This window comes from Ferdinandcohnia sp. SAFN-114 (assembly GCF_059415045.1).
In genome coordinates, this window is sequence record NZ_JBPFDQ010000001.1 from 81,434 (window position 1) to 94,607 (window position 13,174).

General features: G+C 36.2%; 13 protein-coding genes. All 13 read right to left on the reverse strand.

The features are described from left to right. Nucleotides 1-59 precede the first annotated feature (59 nt). The gene (gene radC, locus ACR65M_RS00395; protein WP_440272291.1) at nucleotides 60-731 is read right to left on the reverse strand and encodes a RadC family protein; all 672 of its coding nucleotides are present in this window, start codon (nucleotides 729-731) and stop codon (nucleotides 60-62) included. Between the two features lie 152 nt (nucleotides 732-883). Beyond that, nucleotides 884-1,450 (reverse strand): Maf family protein, encoded by a 567-nt coding sequence (locus tag ACR65M_RS00400; protein ID WP_440272247.1) that lies wholly within the window; start codon nucleotides 1,448-1,450, stop codon nucleotides 884-886. A 217-nt stretch (nucleotides 1,451-1,667) separates the two neighbouring features. Continuing rightward, on the reverse strand, nucleotides 1,668-2,750 hold the full coding sequence (locus ACR65M_RS00405) for a hypothetical protein (protein ID WP_440272248.1): 1,083 nt from the start codon (nucleotides 2,748-2,750) through the stop codon (nucleotides 1,668-1,670). A 181-nt stretch (nucleotides 2,751-2,931) separates the two neighbouring features. Beyond that, nucleotides 2,932-3,747, reverse strand: coding sequence for a PRC-barrel domain-containing protein (locus ACR65M_RS00410; protein ID WP_440272249.1), 816 nt, complete (start codon nucleotides 3,745-3,747; stop codon nucleotides 2,932-2,934). Between the two features lie 74 nt (nucleotides 3,748-3,821). Beyond that, on the reverse strand, nucleotides 3,822-5,198 hold the full coding sequence (locus ACR65M_RS00415) for a hypothetical protein (protein ID WP_440272250.1): 1,377 nt from the start codon (nucleotides 5,196-5,198) through the stop codon (nucleotides 3,822-3,824). 180 nt (nucleotides 5,199-5,378) lie between these two features. Continuing rightward, nucleotides 5,379-6,173 carry a hypothetical protein gene (locus ACR65M_RS00420; protein ID WP_440272251.1) on the reverse strand — a complete coding sequence of 265 codons (795 nt, stop codon included), beginning with the start codon at nucleotides 6,171-6,173 and terminating at the stop codon, nucleotides 5,379-5,381. A 2-nt stretch (nucleotides 6,174-6,175) separates the two neighbouring features. Next, nucleotides 6,176-6,844 carry a PilN family protein gene (locus tag ACR65M_RS00425; protein ID WP_440272252.1) on the reverse strand — a complete coding sequence of 223 codons (669 nt, stop codon included), beginning with the start codon at nucleotides 6,842-6,844 and terminating at the stop codon, nucleotides 6,176-6,178. A gap of 2 nt (nucleotides 6,845-6,846) precedes the next feature. Further along, nucleotides 6,847-7,818, reverse strand: a complete 972-nt coding sequence (pilM, locus tag ACR65M_RS00430) for a type IV pilus biogenesis protein PilM (protein WP_440272253.1) — start codon at nucleotides 7,816-7,818, stop codon at nucleotides 6,847-6,849. A 17-nt stretch (nucleotides 7,819-7,835) separates the two neighbouring features. Continuing rightward, on the reverse strand, nucleotides 7,836-8,594 hold the full coding sequence (locus ACR65M_RS00435; protein WP_440272254.1) for a prepilin peptidase: 759 nt from the start codon (nucleotides 8,592-8,594) through the stop codon (nucleotides 7,836-7,838). 58 nt (nucleotides 8,595-8,652) lie between these two features. Further along, a complete protein-coding gene (locus tag ACR65M_RS00440; RefSeq protein WP_440272255.1) occupies nucleotides 8,653-9,114 on the reverse strand; it encodes a prepilin-type N-terminal cleavage/methylation domain-containing protein in 462 nt (153 codons plus the stop codon). A 142-nt stretch (nucleotides 9,115-9,256) separates the two neighbouring features. Continuing rightward, nucleotides 9,257-10,462, reverse strand: a complete 1,206-nt coding sequence (locus ACR65M_RS00445; protein WP_440272256.1) for a type II secretion system F family protein — start codon at nucleotides 10,460-10,462, stop codon at nucleotides 9,257-9,259. Further along, nucleotides 10,455-11,501, reverse strand: a complete 1,047-nt coding sequence (locus ACR65M_RS00450; protein WP_341330731.1) for a type IV pilus twitching motility protein PilT — start codon at nucleotides 11,499-11,501, stop codon at nucleotides 10,455-10,457. Before ACR65M_RS00450 ends, ACR65M_RS00445 begins: the two co-directional genes overlap by 8 nt. Nucleotides 11,502-11,512: 11 nt before the next feature. After that, nucleotides 11,513-13,168: a GspE/PulE family protein gene (locus ACR65M_RS00455; protein ID WP_440272257.1), complete on the reverse strand. Its 1,656-nt coding sequence runs from the start codon at nucleotides 13,166-13,168 to the stop codon at nucleotides 11,513-11,515. Nucleotides 13,169-13,174 lie beyond the last annotated feature (6 nt).

A 13,174-nucleotide genomic window follows, 5' to 3' on the forward strand; every position in this document is an offset into this window, starting at 1 on the left:
GTTACTCACGCGAAAAACTCATAACAAATATTATATCGTACAAAATTAAAAATTAATAGTCACACATAACCTTTTTCTTTAAGACTGACATATTTATGTTCTCCAATGATCAAATGATCCAATAGCTCTATGCCAATTATCCTACCACATTCAACAAGTCTTTTCGTTACCTCAATATCCTCTCGGCTTGGAGCAGGGTCACCAGAAGGATGATTATGAATGCAAATTATCGAAGCAGCTGACCTGCGAAAGGCCTCCTTATACACTTCACGAGGATGAACAATCGAGGCATTTAAACTTCCGATAAAAATTGTTTGGCGATGTATCACCTGATTTTTCGTATTTAAGTATAGACAAACAAAATGTTCCTGAGTTAAAAAGCGCATGTCCTCCATCACATATTTTGCCCCATCTTCTGGGGACCTAATGACATAGCGATCTTCATATTGAAGTTTGCCTATTCTTCGACCAAGCTCAATAGCTGCCATAATTTGTACGGCTTTTGCTTGCCCAATCCCCTTAATCGAGGTGATTTCTTCAACAGATGCTTCCTGCAATAATCGTAGTCCTTCGAAATGATGTAATAAGCGGTTTGACAGTTGGATAACGGATTCTTCCTTCGAACCCGTGCGTAATAGAATGGCTAAAAGCTCATGGTTCGAAAGGCTGTCGGGTCCATCGGAAACCAAACGTTCCCGAGGCCTTTCCGCTTGAGGGTAATCCCGAATCATAAGTTCAGACGTTTTCAAATAGGTTCCTCCTACCTTCACAAATAGATACTCGGACCCCACTCTCATTTATTAAACTGCAGACTACTTCGTGAAATTATCGTACCTAGAAATGCAACGTATAGAGTTTTCTTTTCTCAAACTGTACAAATTTTTTAGCAGTGAAAACCTAGATTTCTTAATTCACGAAGGGTTCTTGATACAGGCAATCCTACTACAGAAAAATAGTCCCCTTTAATATGTTTTACGAGTGCAGATCCAAGTCCTTGAATTCCATATGAACCTGCTTTATCCTTTGGTTCGCCTGAAGCAACATATGTTTGAATTTCCTCATCCTTAAGGTCCCAAAACGTTACTTCTGTTCTTTCAAAAAACGTTTTTTGGGTATCCTTAAAAAGGATCGCAACTCCTGTTACGACTTCATGTGTTTGATTTGAAAGTGTTTTTAAAACATCTATAGATTCCTGTTCGTTTTTAGGTTTACCTAAAAATTGGTTTTGAAACACAACAGCTGTATCTGCTGCAAGAATATAGGAATCAGGGAATTGCTCCAGGATCGCCTTTGCTTTTTTTAAGGCTATGGTCATTGCTTTTTCTTCAGGAGTGAGTGTTTCGTCAATGGATTCATCAATATTACTGACGGAAACATCGAAGGAAAGTTTCACATTTCTAAGAAGTTCCTTTCGTCGTGGGGAACCAGAGGCTAAAACGAGGTGTTGCATGATTTATTCACCCTTTATCTTTATATTTCAGAATGGAAGATACCTGTTTATCGTATCAAACAATACATGACTCTACAATTACGAAAAATTGAATTTTGTCGATAATTTATCGTTTGTAAAAATTTATCTATTTATGTAAACCCAAAGAAATTCAATCCATAAAGAAGGAAAGGAGTTCATTTCTCCTTTCCCAGTCGATTGTAAAATTTAATTTTGACTAACTTAGCTCAGAAATCCAAACGGTATAGGCTTGGTACGCATTTAATAGTGATTGTTGTGATTGCCACAATGCCTTCTCGTCGCCACCATTTTTAAAGGATTGTAGCTGAGTAAAGGAAGACTCAATATTCGCATTGAATTCTTTAAGCTGTTCATGCAGGTTGTCTTTTTTGATTTCCTTTACTGCCGATAATTGTTTTGATAGATTCTCTAATTGTCCGTTATCAATCGTACCCGTACCAAATGCTTGAGAAGATAGAGTTAATAATTCCTTAAATACTGGTAGACTTACCTTAATTGCTTCTGAGTCCATTTTTCCTACTTTCGAATAAGACCCACCCGGCATCTCGAATGTTTTCGTAAAAAACTCAGGGAATGCTTCTTTGTATTTGGCCTTAATATCCCCAACTGAGCCTTGTTCAGAACCGATACCAGCAAGAACGTAAAACGCACCATCCATTTCAACAGTCGTTGCAGCAAACCCTTTACCTTTGATATCACTCACAGTTGTATTAGCAGATTCAGCAGTTGAAAATTTACCACCTTGTACGATCCCAGTTGATAGAGTCTCTAAATCTATCGCAACCTGATCACTTGCAGGTGGGTCTTCCTGTTTCCCAGTTGGAGCAGGATTGCCGTTTGTAACTTGTGTTGGGTTTTCATTATCTGCTGGTCCAGCATTCACATCTTCTACGACTTTTAAAATCATGAACCCAAAACCTGTGCCAAGAACGATGGCTAAAGCAATAGAAATAACCAATTGTTTTAATGAAAATACTTGTATTCCTTTACTCTTTTTCGGTAAATATGGAATTTTGCTAGGACCATTGGTATGACGTAAATCTTCAATTGGAATCACAGGAATCTCTTTTTCTTTTGTTTTTTGATTTCTCAAATCTTCATCTGGTAGAACCCAGCTAAAATCATCCTCTTCTTCCTCTTGTGCTGCCGCAACCTCTTCATTTTCAACAATAATAAGAGGTTTTTCCTTTTCGACAAATTCTGTTTTCTCTTTCTTTTCCTTCTTAACCTTCGGCTCCTTGCCATTAATTTTAATAGAAATCCGATTCTGCTTGTCCATTTTTTCACCACCCATTTAAGGAACGCCTACTTTTTTTTCAATGCTACCATACCTATAAAAAAAAAGAACAAGACATTTGTCGTCTTGTTACTAGAGGTTTTCGTCAAATTGTTACAAATGATAACAATTGGTGGGTTTCCATGAGTACATATAAAGTAAAAAAACCCACTAATTCGTGGGTTTATTGTTCAACATTCATTGATAATTCTACAAAAACATTAGGACCTAAGTCTTGAGCCTTTATAATATCATCTACTGATAAATGAGTGCCAGCTGGTATTAAAACATTTCCTTCATTGTCCAAAATGTCTTTAGTGACTACTTTGCCATATAGAAGATCTACTTGTTTGAGGCGAAGTGCTTTTGCTTCTGCTTCTTCATGCTTGTCTATTGATGCATTAATTTCATCAAATGGACTTTGTTCTTCTGTTGATGATGCGGGTAAAACTTTTTCAATGATTTCTTCATTTGGTTCATTTTGTGTTTCTAGTATTGGATTTTCGAAATACTCTACAGAGTCAAGGAACTTAGATGACGCGTCTTCCTCTACAATAATAATGTCTTTTCCATATGTAAGAACAGAATCAGATGCGAGAGCCACTTCACTTCCAGAGACATTTAATAATGTACCTAATAGATTTCCTGTTTCATCATCCACATAATATTCAAGGACTTCCCCTAATAATTGTCCTTTTCTTGTCATGACTTTTGTATTCGTAATTTTGATTTTCTTATTTACAAGTGAATTTGCAATTGGTATCTCATTCAAATCTATAACAGAGCCTTCACTTTCAATAGTGACGGCGTACTCACCAATACCAACTACCCTTTTGAACGGAATAGCCTTCACACTAACTTGCCAATCTTCATGTTCTATAGTAAGAAAGTCCACTGAGCCTTTTTCAGGATTTATCACTAAGGATTTAACCTTTCCAATTTCGATTCCATCTATAATACTAATGATTGGCAGACCAACTATTTCAACACTCTTCTTCATTCTATTCACCACACCTAGTTATTTTTTCATGCGTCTTTTTTCATTCATTTTACCATGTTCTTCGCTATTTTTCGTCATATTTTGCAATATTCATCTTTAATAAAATTAATTTCTTGTAAAATTACAGGATATTTTTCAAACCTAACTCTATTTTGTGATAGTAAAGATGATAGTTCTTCAATTTGTCCTGTATTTATATAATGTTCTATTAATAAACTAACAAAAGTATAATAATCATGATCAGAAAGTTGAGGATTGAGATGGTCCAGAATTATCTTTTCATAGCGAGAATTTGAGACTTTATTACGTGAAAGTTTTATTTGAGAAATCATCGTAGCAAAGAGCTGTTGTCTTAGCACGTTATTATTGTCTTGATTTCCTTGAGTATCGTCCTCTACTTCAACAACTTCCATCATTTCAGTACTAGGATAATCTTCCTTTGATTCATCGAATTGCTCATTTTCTAATGTTATTATTCCGGTTTCTTCTAGTTCTTTTATTTCCGGAGCTTCACCAATCTGATTCTGTGATGCCTCCAGTTGTACTTCCTGAATTGTATTCTCGTTTTCAACAGGAATGGACAGAATAACATCTTCTTCAGTTGAATCATCCTCAATTTCTTCAACCTTTTTTTCGCTAGGTTCAATGAGTGGGATACCCTCTATACCACTTTCTTTACTCGGATGTTCGACTTTATTGACTGGTAAACTATCAATTTGAATTTCTTCAAGGGTTGAAGGTGCAGTCATTTGAATTTCATCTTCCTCTTCGTCTAGATCGTTTGGTTCAAGTTCTATCGTTTCTTCAGATGCTTCAAGAATCCCATCCGTTTTTTGCAATTCATTAGGAGGATTTAATTCCAGTTCAATTTCTTTGAGCAATTCCTCAAATTCGTGATTTCCGTCCTGATTGTTTTTGTGCGTGACATCTGGAAGTTCTTCATTTTCAACATGTATATTTTCAATGATGTATTCATCATTTTTTTGACTGACAATTGGTTCAAGTTCTTCAACAAATTCCTCATCAACTGCTTGTGTTTGAGGAGAAACGATATCTCGCTCAACTTGAAGTGCCTTGTCTTTTTGAGGGCTTGCCTGCTTTCGTATTTCTTCTTCAATATCATCTTCAATTTCAAATTTAATGACTTGATCTTCGTATTCTTCACTATTTTCGTCATGAATAAATAATTGATTTCCATATTTTTTTCCAATTAAATATGAAGCTCCTATTGCTAGCAGTATTAACACTAAGCCAGTTTGCCATACACTCATTACTGTCTTCAATGCGATACCAATACTGAATACGATAAATGCACAAAAAAGAATTAGTAACTTTCCCTTGTGAGTAAAACCAATAGGCAAAAAATAAATAATGGGTAATATTATTAAAAGAGAAATAATTGCAATTACAAGAGATTCCAAGTTGCTCTCACATCTTTCTATAAAGATCATCAAGTTCCTTTTAACAGTTGCAATAAATGTTTTAGGAAAGTGTTTTTTTCATCGAAGCCATTTTTTTACATTTTGTTATTTTATACTAATGTTTAGATTTTACAAAAACTTTTATGATACTGCGATAACAGCTAAAAACGAGACATTTTTGCTTTGCCTCGTCCTTTACTAGGTTATCAGCTACTCATTTTCTTCACTTTTCTTTTCTAAACCTGTTGCCAAAGGATTATCCTTGTTGCTTGGTGGGGGAACCGTAAGTTTTGGTGCCTCTTCAGCAAGTTCAGGGTATTTAGGCATATAAAAAGTTGAAATGGTCACATCATACACGAGTGGTTGTGCCATTTGATCCACAGATGTCAACTCCGGAGTACCTGAAAAGCTTATTGAATCCACCCTTGTGATTCTAGTCTGGTGTTCGATAACAGATAAGAACTTCTCCAAATCGGGATAGGTGGGTGATTGGATTTGTAATGTTACAGTTATCTGGTTTAGTCCATCGATAAGTTCAGGATCAATATCCTTCACTTCTTCCACAGTCTGATTGGCATCATCTGACCCATTTTCCGTCAAAGCCTGATCATTTCCTTCATTTTCGGGATTCGTTGCTTCCTGTTCCTCAACAGGTTGAGTTTCATCGAATAATGTGAATTCACTTTCGCTATAAGACATACTAATAACTCGACTCTCAGATAAAGTCTCTGCACGTTCAAGATCCAAAACGATTTGCTCAACTAGAGGAACTACTGGAATTCTTTTTTGAATTTCAGTAGAACTAATATTTGGCGTTTCGTTCGTACGTTTATTCGATATTAACTCTAACAGTCTTTCTTCTGTTTTCACAGTATTCTCTAATTGAGATATTTTCAACTTCACTGGTTTTACTAAGAGAAAATAGGTTAAATAAAAAACACCAGATAAAAAGACGATAGACATAACCAAATAGATAATTTGTTTTCGTGAAAATTGGAGAGTCATACCTAATTTCCCTCCTGTAATGAACGGATGGCACTCTTCTCAAAAACAATCTCATATTGAGCAAAATACCTAGGCAGAATGTCATTATTTATGTCTGTTTCAACCGCATTACCAGTTGGAGCATCCTCAGCCTCATTACTATTATTGTTCGATTGTTCTTTATTATCGGCCTTATCCCCATTCTCTTCTAAAATTGGGGTAGTAGAGACAGTTAATAGGCGTGCTGAACGAATAAACGGAGATTCAGTAAGTAAAGCCAGATAATGAGCATTTTCTGTATTGGTATCAAACTGAACTTCTAAAGAAACAATTCCATCCTCTGAGTATGAAAATTTTTGAACAAAACCCCGTTCAGGCAATAACTTAGTTAAATGATTTATAATCGGTACCGACTCTACAAAATAGCCATCAGCCCACTCCACAGTTCTTTCTAAATTGATTAGATTATTCGAATTATTTGCGGATGCATATTTTTGTTCCTCTGCTGCTCGTTTTTCTTGTAGTGTCTCAATTTGGTTTGCAAGATTTTCTTTAAGTAAAGTTGCTTGTTTATATTGTATAAAGATCAACAAAAATCCAATGATTGCAACACAAAGAATAATTAGAAGGAGTAGTAATTTCGCTCGATTTTTAAACTCTTTTCTTGGTAGTAAATTAATATCCACAAGCATAATTACACCTCTTTTAGCGCCAATCCTAATGGTAGAAAAAATTGACTAGGCATTTTCTCAAATGTATCAATTGTACAAACTGGAATTTCATATCGTTCAACAAGAGTTGATGTAATGTCTGGAAGATTTGGATGATCCCCGCTAACGAGAATATTTGTAATTCTTTCTTTCCCCTGTGACATGTTAAAACTATAAAAATTCATCACATGTTCAATCTCTTTAGTTATTTCATCTATCAGGACTTCTAACTTACTGCGATGACTGTTCCATCTTATGTCTGCTAAGGTTTTGGAAGAGTTTTGTTGGATATCCCAATCATCAATTGATGTTTCTAAGGTAATATGCCTCATAAACAAAGGGATGTCGTGATGGAAAATACTTATATTTGCAGATTGTAGATCAAATTGAAGCAACAGTGAATGTTCTTCTGCACTTGTTTTCTTACAAAAATGAAACAGTCGATACATACAAAGTGGTGAAATGTCTGCCGCAATAGGCTTTAACGAAATATCCTCTAATAGGGACGAGTATTCGATAGCAACATCCTCAGGTGCTGCAAAAATGAGAACCTCTTTTTTCTTTTCAACTTCTGAAAGAATTTTATAATCCAAAACAGGGTCTTCGAAAGGAAGATGAATGGTTGCTCCGAGCTCCAGGTAAATATATCCTAGAATCTCATCATCTTTCACTTCATTTGGAATCGATATCTTTCGAATGACTACAAATGAGTCCGGAATAATAAATTGGACTTGATTATTTTTGATACCCCAATCTGTCATACATTCTTCTAGAATTAAATGGAGTGTGTCACGTTCAATGATTCTGCCTTCTTGAATAATGCCCGGAGGTAAATATTTTTCTCGAAACTTATGTACTGTGATAGGGTTAGAGCGTTTCACACCCACATAACGAATTACATGATCTTTTAAAATGATATTTGCAAGTTTACTTGGTGAAAAAAGTGTAAAAGCCATTATGTATCCCCTTACTATCAAAATCCTATTAGGTCAATATACATCGCGATTAGGTTGTGTCCCCAGAAATATGCTATAAGTGTACCGATGACAATGGCTGGACCAAACGGCATGGGTTTTCCTTTTTTAACTTTACCAATTGCAATCCCGATTAATCCGAGAAACGTACCAATAAGAGTAGCGAGGAAAAAGGACAGAAGGACAAGTTTCCAACCCAATGCAAGACCGATGACTGCATAAAGTTTAATATCGCCTCCACCCATCCCACCTTTGCTAACGACAGCGATAAGATAGAGTAACAGAAAGCCAACTAAACTACCTGTGATCATATCCCACCATGGTTCAAGTGGCACATAAATACGCTCTATAATGAAGAGTGGAGTAAAAAAGAATAGAACCTTATCTGGGATGATCATATATGTGATGTCTGAAACGAAAATTATGACCAATAATGATATTAAAGTCCAAGCAATGATCAATTCTTTTGACCATCCCACCAGCAATGGTGAAATCGTGAAAAGAATTGCTGTAGCAAGTTCGATTGAAGCATATATAGGTGAGATGTGGGTTTTACAATTTCGGCACTTGCCCCTTTGTATTATGTATGAAAAAACCGGGATTAATTCTATCGTTGTAAGCTGATGCTTACAAGTTGGGCATGCAGAACGCGGGCGAACAATAGACTTGCCTGCTGGAATGCGGAGGCCTACGACGTTGAAGAAAGAGCCTAAACTAAGACTAACTAATGAAATATAGATATATAAAAGATAATACATTTTGTACATTCCCTATCAAATAGTGTAGTCTATTGATAAGACTACACTATCATTATTTTTACTCAACATCAGAAACAGTTACTGTTCCTGTCCTTGCAGTATTAGTTGATTCGAAAAAATCTTTTAGTTGAAGATCAGATTTTGTTACTCCACTAGCTGTATATTTTTTATCATTAACAGTTACTACGAAGTCCATTGTTTTAGGGACTCCATCAACTACATAAACAACATAAGATGTAAGCTGTGTTTCATCAATATATTCTTCTAAATCATTTGCTCCATTTGCAGCCGAAGAATAATCAAATTGGCTATCACTTGGGGGCCCTTCACTTGCAATCGCTAAAGATGAAGCCTCTAATACTTGCATAGCGTCAGCTTTTACTGAATCTAATTTTGTATTACTAATCACATTCCCAATCGCCGGAATCGCAATCGCCGCAATAATACCTAAAATTACTATAACTGCTAGTAATTCAATTAAAGTTAACCCCTTTTGATTTTTCAAATGCTTTTTAAACATGTTTCCCTCTCCTTTTTAGGAACTAGTCCATTTATACTATATATTATAATAGCAAATGCTGTTGAAAACACTAGAAATTTGTTCGAAATAACATGAATTTAAACATATTTTTTACAAAGGTGTGTCTTTTTTCATAATTCTATCATTGTATTTGATTAAAAATGTCGAACATCGGGACTAGAATCGCCGTGACTATAGTCCCGACTATGCTGCTCAAAAATACAATCATTAATGGTTCAATTAATGATTTTAATTGGTCGGTTGCATTTTCCACTTCATCCTCATAGAAATCTGCTACTTTCCCTAGCATTTCATCTAACGAACCTGTACTTTCACCGATCGCAATCATATGGATGATCAGCGGTGGAAACGCCCAGTGCTTTTTCATCGGATCTGTCATCGATTTTCCTTGTTCTAGCGCTTTTCTTGACTGCTTTAGTACGTCCGCTATTACTTCATTTTCAACAATTGTTTCAACAACAACTAACGCTTGTAAAATAGGTACTGAACTATTCAACATGGAACTTAGTGTTCTCGTTAGTCGGGCAAGAACAGCCTTTTGAATTAGCTTCCCAAAAATGGGCATTTTTATTTTGGCATAATCTAAGTAAAATCTTGTTTCTTGTCTTTGTTTAAGAAGAACAAACATTATATAAATTACAATGCCGAAAAGTATTACAAGCCACCAAAACTTTTGCATAAACACACTTGCGTTTAACACAAATTTTGTGATAGCAGGTAGTTCTGCGCCAAAGTCAGCAAACATATCAACAAAGGTTGGGACAACAGAAACTAATAAAAAGATGACAACAGCAATTGCAACGATTCCAATTACGATTGGATATGCCATCGCTGATTTTACCTTTTGTCTTGTTTTATTTTGTTTCTCATAATACACTGCAAGGTTTTCAAGCGTTTCATCCAAACTTCCGCCAACCTCACCTACACGTACCATATTCGTAAATAAGTTAGTAAAAATTCGTTTATGCTTTGCAGTAGCAGTTGATAAGGCAATACCTTCTCTAAGGTCCAGCTCTACTTCTAACAGAGCATTTTTAAGTGGTTTACTATCTGTTTGGTGCGCCAAAATATTCATTGAATCGACAATGGTTACCCCAGCTTTAATCAGGGTTGAAAACTGTCTTAAAAAGATGACAAAGTCCCTTAGTTTAACAGGATTGCCAATGGCTAAATCCTTCGTTAAAAAGGTCTCAGGTACTTCATTAATGCTAATTACCCTAATTCCTTTATCACGCAGAGTTGCGACCGCATCAGTTTTAGAAGTGCCTGAAATTGTGCCGGACTTTTTTCCAAATTTATCTCTTCCCTCATATTTATATCTAGCCATTTGAATTTAACTCCTGTATAAATGGTTCTGCAATTTCCCTAGAAATAACCCCGGCACGGATTAAGTCCCGAATATTGCTTTCCAGCGTATGCATTCCTTCGGCACGGCTTGTTTGCATCACATTTTTAATTTGATGATTTTTATCGTTTCGAATTAAATTTGCAACTGCTGAATTATTAAGCAAGATTTCTGTTGCAGCTTTCCTACCTTTTCTATCAATGGTTGGAAATAATCTCTGTGAGATAACACTTACTAGAACGTTTGCTAGTTGAATCTTGATTTGAGGCTGCTGGGCATAGGGAAACATGTCAATGATTCGGTCTATTGTTGAAGGAGCACTTACTGTATGTAAGGTGCCCAGCACAAGGTGGCCAGTTTCCGCAGCTGTAATAGCCGTTTGTGTTGTTTCTAAATCCCGCATTTCACCTACAAGAATAACATCAGGATCTTGCCTTAGTGCTGCGCGAAGACCATTTGCAAAATTATGAGTGTCACTTCCAACCTCGCGTTGCTCAATAATACTCATACCATGTTTATGCAAGTATTCTATCGGGTCTTCTAACGTCACAACATGTTTACTCATTGTTTGGTTAATATATTGAATCATTGCAGCTAGTGTGGTTGACTTCCCACTACCTGTCGGGCCTGTTACTAGTATCAAGCCCTGAGGTTTTTGACAAATCTTTTTAAGCACCTGGGGCAATGCAAGATCTTCGATTGTTGGAATAGACGTAGGAATTACTCGAAATGCAATTGCAGGACAGCTTCTTTGCATATAAATGTTAACGCGGAAACGTGATACGCCAGCGATTCCATAGGAAAAATCAAGTTCTCCTTTTGCTTTGAATTGGTCCCACATTTCTTCTGGGACAATCGCTTTGGATATTTCCTCAATTACAGGCTGCTTTAAGATTTCTTTTCCGTATCTTTTTAATTCTCCATTGATACGGAATATTGGTGGTACACCAGCGGTAATATGAATATCCGAAGCCTTATGTTCATTTGCTGAATATAAAATTCGATTTATTTCTTCTCTCATTTAGTTCCCACCTATTCAGCAATTGTTACTCTTAATATTTCTTCAGTCGTTGTTAATCCTTGCTGAACCTTTAATAGTCCATCATCAATTAGAAAGATGGTTTCATTTTTAATGGCCAACTCACGAAGTGTCGTGTAGGATTCTCGATTCATAATTGCCCTTTTCAAATCATCATTAATTACCAATAATTCATGAATAGCAACTCTGCCTTTATAACCCGTCATATTACACGTCCCGCAGCCTTTTCCTCTGTTCACCTTATCAACTGAAATACCACGTTTTACGAAGATTTCGAGCTCACGAACGGTAGGTTCCTGCAGTTGACCACAATCCCGGCATACCCGGCGAACTAATCGTTGGGCCACTACACCAGATAGTGAAGAAGCAACAAGAAAAGGTTCAACACCCATATCAATCAGACGAGTTATTGTTCCCAGAGAATCATTTGTATGTAGAGTACTTAATACTAAGTGACCCGTTAAGGAAGCTCTTACTGCTACATCTGCTGTTTCTCGATCACGTATTTCCCCTACCATGATGATATTAGGGTCTTGTCTTAATATCGCTCTTAGGCCTTTCGCAAACGTCATCCCTACATTAGCATTTACTTGAATTTGATTAATACCTTCGAGTTGATATTCAACAGGGTCTTCAATTGTAATTATATTTACATGCTCTGAATTAAGATGGTTTAAAGCAGCATAAAGGGTTGAAGACTTACCAGATCCCGTTGGGCCTGTGATCAATACAATACCCGTAGGTTTTTTAATTAAGTTCTTAAATTTATTAAAGTTAATTTGATTAAATCCTAATTGTGAAAGATTATTAAGGGAGCTTCCTAAATCTAAGACCCTCATTACGATTTTTTCGCCATAAACGGTTGGCAATGTTGAAACACGTAAATCAATATGGTGTGCTTCAAGATTAACTTTTATGCGGCCATCCTGTGGGATTCTACTTTCTGTAATGTCAAGATTTGCCATAATTTTGATTCTTGCAGTTAAGACTCCTTGCATGCTTTTCGGTAAAGCACGTTCTGTACGGAGCACTCCATCCACTCGGTAACGAAGCATAACCTTCGTTTCATGTGGATCCACATGAATATCACTTGCACGCTGTTGGACTGCATTTTGCAATATCTGATTGACTAACTTAACAACCGGTGAATCCTCATTTGTAATTTTCTCTTCTTGGATTTCAGTTGGTGTTTCATTAAAAAGTTCCTTTACTCCTTCATCCAGATCATAGAACTTATTAATTGCACGTAAGATTTCATCCTTTGAAGCAATGACAGGTTCAATATGAAATCCGGTCAATAGACGTAGATCATCAATTGCATAAAAGTCCATTGGGTCCGCCATTGCCACAAAAAGCTTGTCCCCTTCTTTTCGAAGGGCAATTAAAGAATGACGTCTCGCCATTTCTTTAGGAATCAGGTTTGTTAATGTAGTATCAACTGGATAACGGAATAAACTAACATGTGGTATCCCCAATTGAAATTCTAGTACTTCAATTAATTGTTGTTCGGTTATAAACCCTTTTTGAAGAAGAATATCCCCAAGTTTTTGAGACTCTGTTTTGTCCTCAAGCGCTTGTTTTAATTGATTCTCTGTTATCAGACCTGACTCAAGTAGTAAGTCCCCTAATCGCTTACGAAGTTTTCGCATGAATTT